The following is a 17714-nucleotide window of genomic DNA, read 5'->3' on the forward strand; positions in this document are numbered from 1 at the left end:
GGAAAAGAGGAAATCACCACATGGCGACGACTGGCTCGACCCTGACGAGGGATCGGATCATCAGCGACATCGCCGAGATCCTGCAGATCTCGACGGACGAGATCGGCGATGAGACCAACGTGCTCGACGTAGGCCTGGACTCCGTGCGGCTGATGTCGCTCATCGAGCGATGGCGGGCGGCCGGTGCGGTCAAGGCCGACCTCGTCGCGCTCGCATCGAATCCCGTTGTCGGGGCATGGGTTCGAGAACTGAATGCAGACACGGCGCCCGTCGCGACGAACCAGGAGGCCTGACCATGACATCACCCGAGACCGAGCAGGTCGACATCGTGGTCGTCGGCGGCGGACCCGGCGGCTCGACCGTTGCCACGCTGCTGGCCAAGAGCGGGCACCGCGTCGTCCAGCTGGAGAAGGAGACGTTCCCGCGATACCAGATCGGGGAATCGTTGCTGCCGTCCACGATTCACGGTGTGTGCCGGCTCCTCGGGGTCGACGACAAGATCAAACAGGCCGGCTTCATGCACAAGCGTGGCGGCAGCTTCCGATGGGGCAAGAACCCGGTGCCGTGGAACTTCCTGTTCGCGATCTCGCCGGAGTTCGCCGGCGAGGGCTCCTACGCCTACCAGGTCGAGCGGATGAAGTTCGATCAGATCCTCCTCGAGCACTCCGCCGAGTCCGGTGTCGACGTGCGTCAGAACTGCCGGGTCAACGGCACCGAACAGGACGAGAACGGACGTGTCGTCGGTGTCCGCTACGTCGACGGGGACCGCGTCGAACACCACGTGCGCGCCCAGTACGTCGTGGATGCCTCGGGAAACACCACCCGGTTGTCGAAATATGCAGGCGGCGAACGGGTGTACAGCGACTTCTTCCAGAACGTCGCCGTCTTCGGTTACTTCGAGAACGGCAAACGCCTGCCCGCGCCGGACTCGGGGAACATCCTGTGTGCGGCTTTCGACGAGGGCTGGATCTGGTACATCCCGTTGACCGACGAGTTGACCAGCGTCGGCGCGGTGATCTCGAAAGAGAAGGCGGACACGCTCAATGCGCAGGAGGAGACCCTGCGCGGCTACATCGATCGCTGCGCCATCGTCAAGGACATGTTGTCGGATGCCACGCGCGTCACAGAAGGCACCTACGGCGAGATCCGGATGCGCAAGGACTATTCGTACGCCAACACGACGTTCTGGGGCAACGGCATGGTGTTGGTGGGTGACGCCGCCTGCTTCATCGATCCGGTTTTCTCCACCGGCGTCCACCTCGCGACGTATTCGGGTGTGCTGGCGGCACGTTCGATCAACAGCGTGCTGCGTGGCACCATGTCCGAGGAGAGGGCCTTCGGTGAGTTCGAGGGCCGCTACCGGCGTGAGTACGCGGTGTTCTACGAGTTCCTCTCGGCGTTCTACGACATGGAGCAGTCCGAGGATTCGTACTTCTGGAAGGCCCGCAAGGTGACCGAACTCGACCGCACGGACGTGTCGGCCTTCGTGTCCCTGGTGGCAGGCGGCTTCTCGGGCGAGGACGTGCTGACCGATCCCGATCAGGTCGTCGCCAAGTTCGCCGCGTCGACGAAGGCACTGACCGAGGCGACCGAGAAGACAGGTGGCATGGACACCGATTCCGGTCAGCGGATGGGTCACATGTTCAATGCGCCGGTCGTGCGAGACGTCATGGAGGAGATGAACGCCTTCCAGGCCCGGGGAGCAGTGGGCGAGGGCTCGATCGAGCCGCCACTGCTCGAGGGCGGCCTGGTGCCGTCCGCGGACGGGCTGGCCTGGGCCGAGCCCGCGACGGCCACGGTGTGATCGTGGTCGCGGGCGATCGGGTGGCATCGACACGGAACCGATGATGTTGGCCCAGCTCGCGATCGTCCTCGCGATCGCGTTGCTCATGGGACTCGTGGCGCGGCGGCTCGGGATGCCGGCCATGGTGGGTGAACTCATCGGGGGCGTGTTGTTGGGGCCGTCATTGCTCGGCTGGATGTTCCCGGCCGCCCACGACGCCTTGTTCCCCGACGGTGGCGCACCGAACTCTCTGGTGAGCGGAGTGGGGCAGTTCGGTGTGCTGCTGCTCGTCGGTCTGGCGGCATCCGAACTCGACATGGGCGTGCTGCGTCGGCGATCCAGAGTGGTCGCGTCCGTGGGCGTCTGGTCGTTCACGATCCCGTTGGCGCTCGGTGTGGGCGTGGGATTCGCTGTACCGCAACGCTTTCACGGAACAGAGGCGACGACCGCAGCATTTGTGCTGTTGTTGGGGACAGCGATGTCGATCAGTGCTCTGCCGGTGATCGCGAAGATACTCACCGACACCGGACTGCTGCGCCGCGAGGTGGGGCAGGTCGTGTTGTCCGCAGGCACGCTCAGCGACATCGCCGCCTGGGTGTTGCTGGCGGTGGTCTCCGCGATGACCACCGTGGGATTGCGGGGGTGGCAGCTGCCGTTGACGGTGACCTACGTCGTCGCGGCGATCGCCGCGACCTTCCTGCTGCGACCGTTGGTGCGCCGGTTGTTCGACCGACTCGAGACATCGGCTCACGGACTCTACGTCAGTGCGCTCGCGGTGATCGTGATCGTCGCGGGTGCGACCCTCACCGATGCGCTACACCTCGAGTCGGCCCTCGGGGCCTTCCTTGCGGGCGTGCTGGTCGGCCGACGCGGCGGAAGCGTCCTGAATCCGCTACAGACCGTGACGACTGTCGTTCTCGCACCGGTCTTTCTCGTCACCGCGGGCATGCACCTGGACGTGACGGAGCTCGGTGACCGGGGGACGCTGCTGCTCGCCGTGATCGTCGTGATCGTGGCCGTCGTCGGCAAACTCGGCGGCGGTTACGTCGGCGCACGTCTGGTCGGGGTGTCCCGATGGGAATCGGCTGCCCTCGGCGCAGGCCTCAACGCTCGGGGTGTGGTCGAGATCATCCTGGCCACTACTGGTCTCGAGCTCGGGGTGTTCGGCGAGGAAGTCTATGCCGTGATCGTTCTGATGGCCTTGGTGACGTCGGCGATGGCCGGCCCGATGCTGCTCTATGCGACCTCCAGGTTCGAGTCCGCGGCCGTTCCCGAGATCCCCGTCGCCGAGATTCCCCTGGCCGCAAACGTTCCCGACTTACAGACGACCACAATCGATACCGAACGAGGGCCCTGAATGACCGATATCCAGATGAGGATAGACTTACCTACTGTCTGGCGAACCTGCAGTGTCCCGCACCGGGGCCCGAGTGGAGGCCGCCATGACGGGCCCTGAAGCGCACAACGACGCAGAGGAGCAACGCTTGCGCAACCACTCCCCGGTGATCGACATCGTCGGCATCGGCTTCGGACCATCCAATCTCGCTCTTGCGATCGCCGTCGAGGAGCACAATCTGACCGCGCAGCCGGGCGAACGGATCTCGGCGCAGTTCTTCGAGAAGAAGGACGAATTCGGTTGGCACTCAGGCATGCTCCTGCCCGGCACCACCATGCAGGTGTCGTTCTTGAAAGACCTTGTCAGCCAACGGAACGTGCGCAGCGAGTACACCTTCCTGAACTATCTGGCCGAGCGGGGGCGGCTGACTCATTTCATCAATCGGCAAGACTTCTTCCCGCTGCGTTCGGAGTTCCACGACTATCTGAGCTGGGCGGCCGACCGTGTCGACGTCCCCGTCGACTACGGCACCGAGGTCGCCTCGGTGCGGTGGGTCGATGACCACTTCGAGGTCGCAACGCCTGGACGTGGTGTCACCCGGGCGCGAAATGTGGTGTTGGGTGGTGGATTACGTGCCAAGCTCCCGGAAGGCGTCTCGGCAGGCCCTCGCGTGTTCCACAACCATCAGATGCTGCATCGGTTCGCCGAGCTGCCGAGCCGGCCCAACGGTCGTTTCGCGGTGGTCGGTGCCGGTCAGAGTGCGGCCGAGGTTGCGGCATATCTGCACGAGGAGACCGACGCCGAGGTACACGCGGTGTTCTCCAAGTACGGATACACGCCCGCCGACGACAGCCCCTACGCGAACCGCATCTTCGATGCCGACGCGGTGGACGAATACTTCACGGCCGCACCGGCATGGCGCGAACGGCTGTTGCAGTATCACCGCAGCACCAATTATTCGGCGGTCGATCCGGTGCTGATCGAGGACCTCTACCGGCGGGAGTACGCCGAACACGTCAGCGGACATCGCCGCTTCTTCGTGCACGGGGCCTCGGAGGTGATCGGCCTCGACCAGAGCGCGGACGCGGCAGCGCTGCGTGTCGCACACCGGCTCAACGGATCCGAGACCCTCCTCGACTGCGATGCGGTCGTGTTCGCCACCGGGTTCGAACCCACGCCGTTGTCGGCGATGATCGGGACACTCGCCGACGAATGCATCGAAGACCGCCATGGTCGCCCGGTGCTCGATCGGCACTATCGCGTCGAGACCTCCGACACGATCGGTGGAGAGATCTTCGTCCAGGGCAATTCCGAGCACACTCACGGGCTCACGTCGACGCTGCTCTCCAACCTGGCAGTTCGCTCCGGTGAGATCGTGCGGGCGATCAGCGATGACCGGGCACTCGTGTCGGTCGCATCACCCGGTGCACCCACCGACCGACCCACCGATCCGGTGTCGTCCCGGGAGGCGGGCTAGTACAAGATCGGAACCCACGCACACGACAACCTCTCACTCTCAGTCGCGAACTCCATCGCCGCAGTCGAAGAGGGGGCCACCCGCGTAGACCCCTCACTCGCTGGGCGCGGCGCCGGCGCAGGCAACTGTCCCATCGAAGCGTTCATCACCGTCGCGAATCTCCACGGGTGGGACCATTCCTGCGATCTGTTCGCGCTCCATGACGCAGCCGACGACATCATCCGCCTCATCCAGGACAGACCCGTACGCGTTGATCGCGAGACTCTGACCCTCGGATACGCCGGTGTCTACTCCGGCTTCCTACGCCACGCCGAACGGGCGGCGCAGACGTACTCACTCGAGACACGAGACATCCTCGTCGAAGTTGGCAGCCGCGGCCTCTGCGGTGGACCGGAAGACATGATCGTTGACATAGCCCTCGACCTGGTGGCAGCGCAGAACAACTGACAGATTTCCAGCTAGCCGAACTCGCCAGAGGGGGTGTCAGATTTCCGGTGGATCGCGCACCTTCGGGCCCAAGGACCTGGTCGTAACCTCCAGGTCACCTCGATCGGCACGGGCGGCGGCGGTGTGTCCACCGAGTTCTACGGGCCGGGCAAGAGTGCGCTCGACTCGATGAGTCAGGCGCCCGTGGCGCCGTTCGCTAACAACCGAGCGTGGGAGGGAATCAGCCGGAAGGCTCCCGGCTGATCCGCGTGGGCCGCGGCGGCAACACGGCATCCACGAGCCGCTGGGTGACGGGATCGCGGTCGGGCGTTCGGAAGTCGCGGGAATCGAACCGGTCGACGACCTGACCTCGGTCCAGGACCACCACGTCGTCCGCGAAGGCCTGGACGACGGCTAGGTCGTGCGCGATGAGCAGGTAGGTGACAGACGTCGTCGTGCGGAGATCGGCGAGCAGGTGCAGGATCTCGTCCTGTGTGGTGACGTCCAGCGCCGACGTGGGTTCATCCAGGATCACCAACGCCGGCTCGACCCCGAGCGCGCGGGCGATGCCGACGCGTTGCCGCTGACCCCCGGAGAGTTGATGGGGGTAGCGGTCCCGGATGGCGGCGGGTTCGAGCCCGACCAGGTCGAGGAGGTCGTCGGTGCGGCGTCTGGCAGCAGACGTGTTCGCGGCTATTCCGAGACGGCGGATGGGCCGGGTGATCTGCTCGCCGACCCGGATGCGGGGGTTGAGTGCGCTGCCGTGATCCTGGAAGACGAGCTGGACGTGACGTGCCCGGTCTGCGCGACCCAGCTGCGAGACCTCGATCTCACGGTCGTCACGATGTAGGGTGACCGTCCCGCTGGAGGCGGGTTCGATGCCGGCCAGGATGCGTGCCAATGTCGATTTCCCAGAGCCTGATTCGCCGATCAACCCGAGAGTCCGACCCCGGTCGACGCGGATGGACACATCCTGTAGCGCGGCGAAGTCGCTCGTCCGACTCCCTTTGGCGTGGAACACCTTCGATACCTCGTCGATCACCGCCGCGGACGACGGATCGGCCGACGAAAGGTCACGCGCCACGAGATGAGCGTCGGTCGAGAGTTCGGGCACCGCGGCGATGAGACGCTGCGTGTACTCGTGCTGCGGATTCGCGAGCAGCGCGGCGGTGGCGCCGGACTCGACGAGACGCCCATGGCGGAGGACCGCGACGGTGTCGCTGAGCCGTGCCACCACGCCGAAGTCGTGCGTCACCAACAGCACGGCCATGCCGAGGTCGCGCCGCAGACCGTCGATCAGATCCAGGATCTGAGTGGAGAGCGTCGGATCCAGTGCGGTCGTGGGTTCGTCGGCAATCAGCAGATCGGGCTCGGGTAGGCATGCGACCGCGATCATCACCCGTTGTCGCATACCGCCACTCAACTGATGCGGATAACTGTCGAGCACGCGGTGCGGATCGTGGATGCCCACCCGCTCCAGCCACTCAGCTGCCAGCGTCAGAGCGTCGCGCCCAGCCACCGGTCGGTGGAGTCGGATCAGTTCGACGAGCTGGTTGCCGATGGTGAACGACGGGTCGAACGACGTCGCCGGGTTCTGGAAGATCGTGCCGATCCGTTTGCCTCGCAGCCTGTTCAGATCACGTTCGGCGGCGCCGATGATCTGGTGGCCACCGAGCTCTATCGACCCGGTCACCTCGGGCCGAGCACTGGCTGGGAGCAGGCCCGCGATCGCGGACGCGGTGACGCTCTTGCCCGATCCCGATTCGCCGACCAGGGCGAGCACGCGATCGGTCGTCAGGTCGAGGGAGAGGTCCGACACCGCGTCGACGCCCCCGGTCCGATTCGGGAAGCGGACCGACAAGCCGTCGACACGCAGCAGTGGGCGCGCGTCGGAAGTCTCTGCGGATGAACGTGATTCATGTGTGGTCGTCATCGGTGTGCGCTCCAGCGGGGGTCGAGCACGTCACGGAGGCCGTCGCCGAGCCAGTTGAAGGCGAGGCCCACGATGAGAATCGCGACTCCCGGGACGATCGCGACGAACGGGCTGCCCGAGATCAGGACCTTTGCACCTTCGGCGACCATCCGCCCCCAATCGGGCGTGGGTGGCTGCACGCCAATGCCCAGTGCACTGAGGCTCGACGCCAACACGATCAGTATGCCGATGAGACTGGTCCAATACACGATGATGGTCGCACCCACGTTCGGCAAGATCTCCGAACGCAGGATCGTCCACGATGATGCGCCCAGCCCGATGGATGCCTCGACATACTCCAGCTCGCGCTGGCGTCGCGTCTCGGCGTAGACGATCCGCGTCACGTAGGGGACCGCGGCGAACACCACTGCGGAGGCCACCACCCAGACGCCCATCCCGATCACCTCGGCCAGCGCGAAGGCGACGATGACGACCGGGAACGCGAACAGGATGTCGATGATCCGCATGACCCCGGACGACACCCACGACCGCGACCAGCCGGCCAGGAGTCCGATGGCGGAGCCGATCAGCACGGCGACCGAGGTTGCGATCGCGGTCGGGACGATCGTGGCCCGACCGCCCCAGATGAGACGACTCAGGATGTCGCGACCCTGCTCGTCAGTGCCGAGCAGATGTCCGTCCGAGCCGGGTTGGAGATACCGCGACGCCGGGTCCCCGACCGTCGGATCGAAGGGAGCGAGCCACGGTGCCAGAGCAGACACCACGATCACCAGCGTCAGCACGGTGACCGCGAGAACCAACTGTCGATGGTAGGTCCATGCAGGGCGATTCCACCGTCGAGTGGCCGACGACGACACGCCCCCACCGATGTCGGCCGTCTTCTCCTGATCGTCCGAGATCGTCACATCAGCTCCTGAGTCTGGGGTCGAGCAGATCGGCGATGACGTCGGTGACCAGGTTGACGAGTACGAACACCACCGTCACCAACATGACGCCGCCCTGGATGACGGGGTAGTCGTGGGCACTGATGGCGTTCATCAGGTCGGTGCCGACGCCTGGCCAGCTGAACACGAACTCGACGAACACCGCGCCGCTGAGCAGAGTGCCGATCTCCAGACCCGTCGTCGTGACGATGATCGGTGCGACGTTGCGGCCGACGTGCTTGGTCAGGATTCGCCACTGCGGCAGGCCTTGGCTGCGCACGGTCCGGATGTAGTCCGATTCCAGGCTCTCGATCACGCCCGCCCGTGCGAATCGCGCCAGGATCAGCATCGAGATGAGCGCCGCGGAGAACGCGGGCAGGATCAGGTGGTGCACGAGGTCGGCGGCACCGCCGTCGCCGGCGAGGTCGCGCATGCCGGTGGCAGGCAGCACCTTCCACTGCAAAGCGAACAGCCAGATCAGGATCAGACCGAACCAGTAGACCGACAGGTTCGAACCGATCTGCACCAGCAGCATGATGGCGCGGTCGACGAAGCGGTTGTGATTGAGCGCCGCAACGGTTCCGATCAGCACCCCGAACACCACGGATACGAACACCGCGGCGGCGGTGAGGATCAACGTGTTCACGAACGCCGTTCCCAGTGTGTCGAACACGTTGGAGCCGTTGATGATCGACCGGCCGCCGCCTGCGGTGAACAGACTCGACACCCAGTCGAGGTACTGGGCGACCAGTCCGTCGTTCAGCCCGTACGCCTGTTGGAGGTCGGCAACTGCATCCGGCGACAGGACGCCGTGCAGGCTGGCCTTGATGGGGTCTCCTGGACTCGCCTTTCCGAGCAGGAACACCAGGATCGAGATGACGAACAGCACCGGGACCAGAAGAAGCACCCGACCGAGAATCCGAAGCGCCAGGCGGTGCCGACGGGCCGCGGCCCGCACCGTATCCCAGCGACCGGTCGGTTCGACGGCGCGCGATTGGGGTGCATCGGGCTCGTCGGCGCCGACGTCGGCGTCCGTCTGGATCAGGGTGGTCGACATCAGCTCTCCTTCGACACCGGTCCGAGGTCGTACCAGTTCGTGTTGGGCCAGACGAAGCCGCGAACCTGGGGCGAGATCGCGTAGTAGCGGGTGAAGTTCACCGTCGGGATGACCGCGTGGTCCGCGGCGATCACCTTGTCGGCGTTCTGCCAGTCGACGATTCGCGTGTTCGGGTCGCTGGTGTAGCGCGCGGTGTCGAGTGCACGGGTGATCGCCGGGTAATCGACGTAGCGTTCACCTCCGTTGGCCAGGACCGTCGAGTTGAATCCCTCCAGTGCCCACTCGGGGTAGGTGCCGCCGTATTCGCCGAGGTGGAAGCCGTCGTCGGATTGCGGATTGGAGATGCGCGACGAGTAGTTGCCTCGCTCGAGGGCGACGACGGGCGCGTTGATCCCGACGGCCTTCAGGTTCGTGGAGATGGCCTCCGCCTCGGGCTGGCCGGCGAGGTCGGCGATGATGTTGAACGACACCTGCCCATTGCCGAGCCCGGCTCCGGACAACACCTGCCGTGCGCGGTCCGGATCGTAGGAGTAGTTACGCAGATTCGGGTCGTAGGCCTCGTTGCCGGGATTCAGAAACGACCAGAGTGGTTGTGCGTGGCCGGAGTAGATGTTGTCGGCCAGACCCTGGCGGTCGATGGCGAGCGAGACGGCCTCGCGCACTTGCGGGTTCTGCGCCCAACGGTTGCCGAACAGGAAGGAGACGTAGTCGAGTTGCGCCGCGGTGCCCTTCGGCACCGACGCACCCTGACGCTCGAGCAGTTCTACGTCGGTGGGTTGCACGCGCGTCAGGATGTCGATCTCGCCACTCTGGAAGGCGGCCAGCCGACTCTGGTTGTTCGGGATCGTCCGGAACACCAGGCGTTTCAGCTGCGGTGCCTCACCCCAGTAGGCGTCATTGCGGTCGAGCGTGATGTGGTCGTTGATCTTTCGCTCGACGAACCGGTAGGGGCCGGTACCCGTCGGATGCTCCGACAGTCCGTCGTTGCCGTACTGCCGCAGCGCGGCCGCGCTGAATACGAGCGGCGAGCCGATGGACTGGGCGAGCAGTCGCGGGAATCCCAGGTAGGGCCGATTGAAGGTGAACTGGTAGGTGTGGTCATCAACGATGCGGGTGCTCTTGAGGTCGCTGAACCGTGCTTTCAGCATCGCCGCACTCTTCTCGTCGTAGAACTCGAACGACGGATCGCTGAAGCGCTTGACGTTGAAGTCCAGTGCGGCCGCGTCGAAGTCGGTGCCGTCGTGGAACTTCACCCCGCGCCGCAGGTCGAACGTCCATGTGGTGGCATCGGGGTTGGACCGCCACGCCGTCGCGAGACCGGGCGCCAGTTTCGTCACGCCTTGATCGGTCGACAGCACCTCCTGCACGAGCGGCTCGTAGATGTTGCGCGAGGCACGGAAGGTCTCCCAGAAGTATTCGCGCTGCGGATCGATCGCGGTCGGCTCGGTGTACAAGCCGACGACCAGTGTGTCGGCAGGGTTCTTCGATGTCACTGAGCCGCTTCCGCCGCCGCAGGCGGTCGCGACGACGGCGACCGTCAGAGCGAGTACGGCGCCGACGACGCCGCGCCGACGAATACGTTCGATTCGCATGATCTGTGGGGCCGTTCCTCGTGATTGGCGCCGGCGATTGTCGACGGCGCACGTCGGTGGCTGACCCTACGGTGGGCGTGTGCCCATCGGCACCTCTTCGGTTCAACGTGATCGAATGTCTGAGTCGCCGGAATAGCGGATCTGATCTCGAAGGTGATGTTCGGTTGTCACACAGTTCCTTTCCCATGGGTCCGGCAGTTGTCGATTCCCGATTCTTCCGATGAAATCGCCGCGGGTGAAACGCTCGATCTCGCCCAGGCTCGCGCCGATACTCGTCGGAATGAGCGTTGAGATCCGCACACTGTCGACGCCGGATGAGGTGAGGTCGGCGCTGAGCGCCTTCTTCCGTTCGATGGTCGGACTCCCCGCCTGGGACGTCGACGCCACCGCCATCACCGAACCCGGCCGCTTCATCGGGGCCGTCGACGACGGCGTGGTCGTCGGCGGGGCCGACGCGTACACCAGTCGGCTCGTCGTCCCTGGCGGTGCGCACGTGCCACACGCCGCGGTCACCCATATCGGCGTGCTGCCGACCCACCGCCGCCAGGGGATTCTGCGTCGGCTGATCGCCGCCCAGTTCGACGACTTCGCCCGTCGCGGGGAGATCGTCGCGACCCTCCGCGCCTCGGAGGCGGTCATCTACGAGCAGTTCGGTTACGGCGTCGCGTCGTCGGCGCGGTCGGTCCGCGTGGATCTCCGACGCGCCCGGTTGCGACCGACGCTGCCTGACCGCGGGCAGGTCCGTCTAGTGGACGGTGCGGTGACCACCGAACTCCTCTCCGGGATCGCCGACCGGGTCGACTCGACCGGCACCATCATCCGCCCGGACGGGTGGTGGGAGTTGCAACGCATCCGGCGAGCGAGTGACTCCGCCAGTGTGTATGTCGCGGTGCACAATACGAACGGGGTCGACGACGGGTACGTGGTGTATCGGCCGGAGGACCCGGAGCACTGGTTCGGCAGCAGGTCACGGACGGTGACCGTGTCGGACTTCATCGCCGTCGACGACGACGCCCGTGCCGGACTGTGGCGGCACCTGCTCTCCCTCGATCTGGTGGATGTGGTCGCCGTCGATGCCGTGGCACTGGACGATCCGATCGCCCTCGCTGTCGGCGACCGCCGCGCCGTCGACCTGGGCCCTGAGCACGACGAGACCTGGCTGCGACTCGTCGACGTGGAGGCGGCGCTCGCGGCACGCACCTACGCCGAGGAGGACCCGGTCGTCGTCGCCGTCGACGATCCGCAGCTGCCCACGAACTCCGGTGTCTACGAGATCGGCCCGAAGTCGGTGCTCCGCGTGGCCGCAGACCCCGACGTGACCGTCGGTGTCGCGGCACTCGGCGCCACCTACCTGGGCGGCACCCGGTGGCGGAACCTGGCCGCGGTCGGGCAGGTCGTCGAGCACCGCGTCGACGCTGTCCGCCGCCTCGACGTCCTGTTCGGCACGCACCGACTCCCGTTCTCCGGGACCGTGTTCTGACCCGCCCTCACCCAGACGCTGCGGCATGTGGCGCTGCATCACAACAACTCTCGACAGGAAGTGACCACCATGACCGACATCGACGCGCCGATCGCGCCGGTCTACCTGCGGCCCGCGACGGCCACCGACGACGAACTCGACGAGCAGTTCGAGCCGGTCTTCGCCCGGATCGCGGAGGGCAACACCGAACGTGAACGCAACCGAGAGTTCGCGCACGAGCAGGTGCAATGGCTGAAGGATGCCGGGTTGGGGCGCATCCGGATACCGATTGCGCGTGGCGGACTCGGGGCGTCGCTGGAACAGACCTTCGCGATCCTGGCGGACCTTGCCGAGGCCGACGCCAACGTCGCACATGTCTGGCGCAACCATCTGGCATTCGTGGAGGACCGTCTCAACGCACCGCAGTCGGCGGCCAACGACCGGTGGATCGAGCGATTTCTCGCGGGAGAGTTCGTCGGCGGAGGGTGGACCGAGGCCAACAACGGAACTTTGGCCGCGATGGCGACGACGATCCGGCCCGCCGGTCACGACTACCGTGTCACCGGCGCCAAGTTCTATGCCACCGGTAGTCTCTTCGCCGACTGGCTCGATGTCATCGGCCGCACCGACGACGGCGCACTGCTGACGGCTCTCGTCCGCCGCAACGATCCGGGTGTCGATCTGATCGACGACTGGACCGGCTTCGGCCAGCAGACGACGGCCAGTGGCAGCGCCAATTACGTCGACGTGCCCGCAGAGGAGGGCGACGTCTTTCCCGTCAGCGAGCGGTTCGTCTACCAGGGCCACTTCTATCAAGTGGCGATCCTCGCCGTCCTGACGGGGATCATCCGTGCCACGCTGCGGGACGGGATCGCGGCGCTGAAGGCCCGCGGACGGAACTACCCGCAGGGTCTCGATCCCGTGCCGTCGTCGGATCCGCAACTGCTGCAGGTCATCGGAAGTGTCTCGGCGCACGCGTTCGCGGCGGAGGCCGCGTTGCGTCAGACGTCACGCGAGCTCGATCGGCTGGCCACAGCACATGCCGCCGGCGACGATGACGAACGGTCGTTCCGTGTCCGCAGCTCGCAGGTGGCCACCGATCAGGCGCAGCTCGTCATCATCGACGCCGCCCTCGCCGCGACGACCACCGTGTTCGACGCTCTCGGCGCTTCCGGGGTGTCGACAACGAAGCTCCTCGACCGCCACTGGCGTAACGCTCGGACGTTGGCATCACACAACCCGCGCGTCTACAAGGCCCGCATCCTGGGTGACTGGTTTGTGAACGGCACCGACCCTGTCCCGAATCTCTTCGCGGCAGGCCGCGGCGGACAGGGTAACTGACCATGGCCGCACCATTTCTCGCACTGGGGTTGACCGGTAGAGCAGTGCTGCAACTCCTCGACGACTCGACGCTGGTCGCCGAGTGGGATGCGCTGCCGCTGGCGTTCACGATCCTCGGCGTCGACCGGTTCGACGGCCGCGTAGGACGGGCTCAGCCGACCATCGACAGCAGCGCCGCGGCTGCGGTTCTCGCCGCACGGACGACCAGCGCCCGCACCCTCGTGGCCGCCGCACCACGGCGTGACCATCCGTACAACCTGGCACGGCGCGTCGCCTCGCTCGGCCACCTGTCGGCCGGCCGCACCGGTGCAGTGTTCGGTCTTCCTGATTCCGACGTCGCAATCATCGACCCGTGGGTGGCGTCCGGCACTGTCGCCGACAGATCCGCTGCAGCACACCACGTGGCGTCCGCTGCACGTGCTGTGCGGGCGCTGGAGCGCAGCTGGCCGTTGGAGTCCGTTGTCGGCGAACGAGACTCCGGGATCTTCGTCCGATCCGGTCAGATCGATCACGTCGACATCGACGAAACCTACCGGATCGCCGGTCCGTTGACGGTGCCCGAACCGCCGCACGGACCGTCGGTCCTCGCGTGGTACGGCGACCCTGCCGCGGACGGCGTGCCGGACGTCGCCGACGACGTCGATCTCGTGATCGGCTCGGCCGGACAGCCGATCGTGGCCATCGGCCTCGGCGACGAGGTGCCGACGGACGCGACCGGTACCGTGCTCAGTGCGGCTGTCGACGGTGGCGACGTCGATGTCGCCGATCTGCTCCACGCCGCGCGTCAGCTTCTGGCCGACGGTGTCACCGCGACCGACTCGACGCTCCCGTTGCGCGACGCGCTGACCCTCGCGATTGCACCACGAGTGCCGCGGCGCGCGGCATTTCCTGTTCCGCAACCACATCCGTGGCTGTGACACACCCGCTTACGTCCGGTCAACGGCCGGCACCACGACACGCCTTTCAGGAGTACCCATGACCAATCGCCGCGACGGACACGTCATCCTCGGGATCAACGTGCTCGTTCTCGGGTATCTCCCCGCAGCGTGGCAGTCGTCCGAGTTGACTCCGCGATCCTTCGTCGATCCCGGCTACTGGCGACGGATCGGCGCGGCTGCCGAGCGCGGGACACTCGACGCCTTGTTCCTCGCCGACGTCCCGGCACTCGGCGACCCGGCCTACGACGCGAATCCGGCCCACCTGGAACCGACGGTCAACTGGGGCTTCGTGGCGGGGGCGACCGAGAACGTCGGGCTCGTCTCCACCGCGTCGACGACGTTCAACGATCCCGTCGAACTCGCCGAGCGTCTGCTGTCGCTGGACTACACGTCCGGTGGCCGCGCAGCGTGGAACATCGTCACCACCCGCGGAGCTGTGCCGGCCCGCAACTTCGGATTGCCCGACGTCCCGGTCCGCGACGACCGTTACGAGCGTGCGAGCGAGTTCGTCGATGTGGTGCGCGCACTGTGGGAGTCGGCAGCGACGGAAGAGGATGTCCACCATCGCGGTGACCACTTCTCGGTCGACACCCGCCTGCGGATACCTCGCTCGCAACAGGGACATCCGGTGCTGTTCCAGGCGGGTGGCTCCGCCAAGGGTCGCGCGTTGGCGGGCCGCGTCGCCGAAGGTGTCTTCGCCGCGGAGCTGACCAAAGACAAGGCCATCGAGCACTACCGACTCGTGAAGGGCCTCGCGCAGGACGCCGACCGCTCACCCGACGACGTCAAGATCCTGCCGGGACTGCTGCTCTCGCTGGGCAGTACGGAGGAGGAGGCGCGCCGCCGCAGCGATGAGCTGCACGACCGCGGCCCGGCGTCGTACTCCATCGGCTGGTTGTCTCAGGCCATCGGGTACGACGCTTCGAAACTGGAGCTCGACGAACCGTTCCCGGAAGAGGTTCTCGCCGCACCTGCTGATCTCCAGACCTTCGCCGGCAGCGTCGGATTCCGTGAGTCGATCGTGGCGCAGATCAGGCGAACCAATCCGACCGTCCGTGAGTACCTCAAGCAGACGCGGTACACGGGGTCCGGGCATGCCGGATTCGTTGGCACACCAGAGCAACTCGCCGACCACATCGAGGACTGGTTCCACTCCGGCGCGATCGACGGATTCAATCTGCAGCCCGACGTGCTCGTCGACGGACTCGACGTCATCGTCGACGAACTGGTCCCCATTCTGCGACGCCGCGGGCTGTACCGGCATGAGTACGAGACCCACACTCTCCGTGATCATCTGCGAGCGGCGTCGTCGACTCCGGTCGCCGCGCTCTGAGCGTCGTCGTCGGAATTCGGACAGATAGAACCTTTCCGCGCGCAACGCGTTCGTCGGCAGCCGAGTCCGGCCATACTCGGGATTCCACATCATTCGAACACGATCCATGCGTCGGAAGCGTTGCCCATCAACGTGTCCGGGCATCGATGGTTCCCGGAGAAAGCAGGGAGTCATGACCGCATCGGCGGAGACTTCACCATCACCATCAGGGGCCGGCCGGGCGAACACCGCGGCTGCGGACACCGGTACGACGGAGGCCGCGCGCACGTTGTCGGTCGGCGGCCGTGACATCACCTCGGCGGAGTCCACCGGATTGAAGGAGAACGCTCTCGGCTCCTGGGGCGTCTTCGCGCAAGGACTCGCCGCCGCGGCGCCCAGTGTCGCGATCGCCGGGGTGCCGTTCGCGCTGTACACCGCAGCGGGCAAAGGCGCGGCGTGGGCGGCGATCGTCGGCCTCGTCATCGTGCTGTTGATCGCCCTCACCATCGGATTCCAGGCGCGGCGCACGGTGTCGAGCGGGTCGCTGGGTACCTACACCGGCAACGGGCTCGGTCCCGGGTTCGCGTTCGTCGCCGGTGTCAGCCTGTTGTTGGGGTACATCGGATTCGCCACGACCGGCGCTCTCGGCGGTGTGCTCTACGTCGATTCCTTCCTCTTCGAGATCGGGTTGGGCAGCGAGGCGACATGGTTCAAGCTGTTGCTCGTGGTGATCGTCGTCGGCGTGGCGGTGTATCTGCCGTTGCGCGGCGCGACGCTGGCCGCGAAGTACGAACTCGCCTTTGAAGTACTGGCACTCATCTCCATCGCGGTAATCATCGTGGCGTCCTATGTGGCCTACGGCTTTCACATCGACGGTGAGCAGTGGAGTCTGTCCAACCTGGGCAACAGCTCTACGTTCGTCGCCGCGGTGACCGCCGTCGGTTCATATGCGGGCTTCGAGAGTGTCGCTTCGCTGGGTGCGGAGGCGCGCGACGCGCATCGCACCATCGCGCGTGCTCTGCTCCGAGTGGTGTTGATCATCGGCGTGCTCTATCTCCTGGCCACGTACCCGCAGGTGCTGCACTTCGACGGAATCGACGGCGATAAGGCGGTGCTGCCGCAGCTCGCCGACGAGACCGGTGTCTCCTGGATCAACTCGATTGTCAGTGCGGCGGTTGCGATCGCGTTCATCGTCTTTGTCACCGCGGTGACGACGTCGGCGGCCCGATCCTTGTTCACCCTCGCCCACGAGGGTGCGTTGCCTACGGCGCTCACGCGTGTTCATCCGCGCTACCGCACCCCGTGGGTGGGCATCCTCGTGGTGGGCGCCGCCGCACTGGTATTCGCTGTCGTGGCGACCTTCAGCTCGGCGGGTCGGCTCGTCTTCGACGTGTACGGCGCCTACGTCGCCAACTGGGGATTCCTGGTGAGCTACCTCCTGGTGGTCATCGCGACCCCGATCTGGCTGTACCGCATCAAGGCACTTACCCCGTTACGGGCGACGGTGTCGGGCCTGGCGGTCCTCGGACTCGGTTATGTCATCGTCAACAACGTGTTCCCGCAACCCGAATGGCCGTTCAACATACTGCCGTTCGTCTTTGCCGGATTCCTCGCGGTGGCCGTCGGCTGGTTTCTCTACCTGCGTCGTGCGCGCCCGGAGGTCGCCCGTCGGATCGGCAGCATTCAGACGTTGTCCGTCGAGGAGCAGGAGCGACTTGCGGATCTCGGCATCGTCGAAGTCCTGGACGATGACGCGGAGTCCGCGCGCTCGGAGTCAGCCAAAATCCTTTGACGCGTTGCGGATAGCCCTCCGAGATGTCGAACTCGGGCGGGCCAGACCCGCTGACCCAGAGGACCGGCGCGGGTCGCCTCTCAGTCAGCGGGCATGCACCCGCGCCAACTACGAGGGCCACGAGTTCGACATCATGGGGGTCTACAGCGGCGACGTCGATGACCGCGAGACCTGGAAGTAGTGCGACCCGCCAGCCCGAGACTGAACGAACGGCAAACCGGGCATCACCCGAAGAACAAGGCCATCCGGCGATCAACGGGTCCCACCACTACAATCACCACCGAACCCACAGCGGCGTCGGCGGCCTCACCCCGATCCAACGCCTACACGATCACACCCTCACCG

13 protein-coding genes and 1 pseudogene are annotated in these 17714 nt (G+C 66.0%); 10 read left to right on the forward strand and 4 right to left on the reverse strand.

Features of this window, described 5'->3' with window-relative positions:
- Window positions 1-20: 20 nt before the first annotated feature.
- From AAFP35_RS14250 to AAFP35_RS14270, 5 genes and pseudogenes are all read left to right on the forward strand, one after another.
- Entirely contained in the window at window positions 21-293 is a 273-nt protein-coding gene (locus AAFP35_RS14250) for a phosphopantetheine-binding protein (protein ID WP_419222289.1), read from the forward strand.
- A gap of 2 nt (window positions 294-295) precedes the next feature.
- Window positions 296-1804, forward strand: a complete 1509-nt coding sequence (locus AAFP35_RS14255) for a tryptophan 7-halogenase (RefSeq protein ID WP_419222290.1) — start codon at window positions 296-298, stop codon at window positions 1802-1804.
- A gap of 40 nt (window positions 1805-1844) precedes the next feature.
- Window positions 1845-3140, forward strand: coding sequence for a cation:proton antiporter (locus AAFP35_RS14260; RefSeq protein WP_419222291.1), 1296 nt, complete (start codon window positions 1845-1847; stop codon window positions 3138-3140).
- Window positions 3141-3225: 85 nt separating this feature from the next.
- On the forward strand, window positions 3226-4596 hold the full coding sequence (locus AAFP35_RS14265; RefSeq protein WP_419222292.1) for a lysine N(6)-hydroxylase/L-ornithine N(5)-oxygenase family protein: 1371 nt from the start codon (window positions 3226-3228) through the stop codon (window positions 4594-4596).
- Window positions 4597-4599: 3 nt separating this feature from the next.
- Window positions 4600-5043 (forward strand): annotated as a pseudogene (locus AAFP35_RS14270) (4-hydroxy-2-oxovalerate aldolase); the annotation flags it as partial.
- Between the two features lie 220 nt (window positions 5044-5263).
- Here the strand turns inward: AAFP35_RS14270 and AAFP35_RS14275 are convergent.
- From AAFP35_RS14275 to AAFP35_RS14290, 4 genes are read right to left on the reverse strand one after another with little or no spacing between them, the layout of a single operon-like run.
- Window positions 5264-6955 (reverse strand): ATP-binding cassette domain-containing protein, encoded by a 1692-nt coding sequence (locus AAFP35_RS14275; protein ID WP_419222293.1) that lies wholly within the window; start codon window positions 6953-6955, stop codon window positions 5264-5266.
- Complete coding sequence (locus AAFP35_RS14280) at window positions 6952-7860, reverse strand: ABC transporter permease (RefSeq protein WP_419222294.1); 909 nt, start codon at window positions 7858-7860, stop codon at window positions 6952-6954. Before AAFP35_RS14280 ends, AAFP35_RS14275 begins: the two co-directional genes overlap by 4 nt.
- A 1-nt stretch (window position 7861) precedes the next feature.
- Window positions 7862-8935 (reverse strand): ABC transporter permease, encoded by a 1074-nt coding sequence (locus AAFP35_RS14285; protein ID WP_419222295.1) that lies wholly within the window; start codon window positions 8933-8935, stop codon window positions 7862-7864.
- Window positions 8935-10527, reverse strand: coding sequence for an ABC transporter substrate-binding protein (locus AAFP35_RS14290; protein WP_419222296.1), 1593 nt, complete (start codon window positions 10525-10527; stop codon window positions 8935-8937). The genes AAFP35_RS14285 and AAFP35_RS14290 overlap by 1 nt, the downstream gene beginning before the upstream one ends.
- A 280-nt stretch (window positions 10528-10807) precedes the next feature.
- On the opposite strand from AAFP35_RS14290, the gene AAFP35_RS14295 reads away from it, so the two are divergent.
- The 5 genes from AAFP35_RS14295 to AAFP35_RS14315 all read left to right on the forward strand — a co-directional run bounded on the left by AAFP35_RS14295 (window position 10808) and on the right by AAFP35_RS14315 (window position 17369).
- The gene (locus AAFP35_RS14295) at window positions 10808-12007 is read left to right on the forward strand and encodes a GNAT family N-acetyltransferase (RefSeq protein WP_419222297.1); all 1200 of its coding nucleotides are present in this window, start codon (window positions 10808-10810) and stop codon (window positions 12005-12007) included.
- A gap of 69 nt (window positions 12008-12076) precedes the next feature.
- A complete protein-coding gene (locus AAFP35_RS14300; RefSeq protein WP_419222298.1) occupies window positions 12077-13327 on the forward strand; it encodes an acyl-CoA dehydrogenase family protein in 1251 nt (416 codons plus the stop codon).
- 2 nt (window positions 13328-13329) lie between these two features.
- On the forward strand, window positions 13330-14244 hold the full coding sequence (locus AAFP35_RS14305; RefSeq protein ID WP_419222299.1) for a N5,N10-methylene tetrahydromethanopterin reductase: 915 nt from the start codon (window positions 13330-13332) through the stop codon (window positions 14242-14244).
- 58 nt (window positions 14245-14302) lie between these two features.
- The gene (locus AAFP35_RS14310) at window positions 14303-15598 is read left to right on the forward strand and encodes an NtaA/DmoA family FMN-dependent monooxygenase (RefSeq protein WP_419222300.1); all 1296 of its coding nucleotides are present in this window, start codon (window positions 14303-14305) and stop codon (window positions 15596-15598) included.
- Between the two features lie 172 nt (window positions 15599-15770).
- Window positions 15771-17369, forward strand: coding sequence for an APC family permease (locus AAFP35_RS14315; RefSeq protein ID WP_419222301.1), 1599 nt, complete (start codon window positions 15771-15773; stop codon window positions 17367-17369).
- Window positions 17370-17714 lie beyond the last annotated feature (345 nt).

It is taken from the genome of Gordonia sp. CPCC 206044 (genome assembly GCF_048537895.1).
Taxonomy (GTDB): domain Bacteria; phylum Actinomycetota; class Actinomycetes; order Mycobacteriales; family Mycobacteriaceae; genus Gordonia.

What these genes read in the sequence shown, in the direction of transcription:
- AAFP35_RS14250 (WP_419222289.1), top strand. Translation starts at nt 21, where the DNA reads ATGGCGACGACTGGCTCGACCCTGACGAGGGATCGGATCATCAGCGAC.
- AAFP35_RS14255 (WP_419222290.1), top strand. Translation starts at nt 296, where the DNA reads ATGACATCACCCGAGACCGAGCAGGTCGACATCGTGGTCGTCGGCGGC.
- AAFP35_RS14260 (WP_419222291.1), top strand. Translation starts at nt 1,845, where the DNA reads ATGATGTTGGCCCAGCTCGCGATCGTCCTCGCGATCGCGTTGCTCATG.
- AAFP35_RS14265 (WP_419222292.1), top strand. Translation starts at nt 3,226, where the DNA reads ATGACGGGCCCTGAAGCGCACAACGACGCAGAGGAGCAACGCTTGCGC.
- AAFP35_RS14275 (WP_419222293.1), bottom strand. Translation starts at nt 6,955, where the DNA reads ATGACGACCACACATGAATCACGTTCATCCGCAGAGACTTCCGACGCG.
- AAFP35_RS14285 (WP_419222295.1), bottom strand. Translation starts at nt 8,935, where the DNA reads ATGTCGACCACCCTGATCCAGACGGACGCCGACGTCGGCGCCGACGAG.
- AAFP35_RS14290 (WP_419222296.1), bottom strand. Translation starts at nt 10,527, where the DNA reads ATGCGAATCGAACGTATTCGTCGGCGCGGCGTCGTCGGCGCCGTACTC.
- AAFP35_RS14295 (WP_419222297.1), top strand. Translation starts at nt 10,808, where the DNA reads ATGAGCGTTGAGATCCGCACACTGTCGACGCCGGATGAGGTGAGGTCG.
- AAFP35_RS14300 (WP_419222298.1), top strand. Translation starts at nt 12,077, where the DNA reads ATGACCGACATCGACGCGCCGATCGCGCCGGTCTACCTGCGGCCCGCG.
- AAFP35_RS14305 (WP_419222299.1), top strand. Translation starts at nt 13,330, where the DNA reads ATGGCCGCACCATTTCTCGCACTGGGGTTGACCGGTAGAGCAGTGCTG.
- AAFP35_RS14310 (WP_419222300.1), top strand. Translation starts at nt 14,303, where the DNA reads ATGACCAATCGCCGCGACGGACACGTCATCCTCGGGATCAACGTGCTC.
- AAFP35_RS14315 (WP_419222301.1), top strand. Translation starts at nt 15,771, where the DNA reads ATGACCGCATCGGCGGAGACTTCACCATCACCATCAGGGGCCGGCCGG.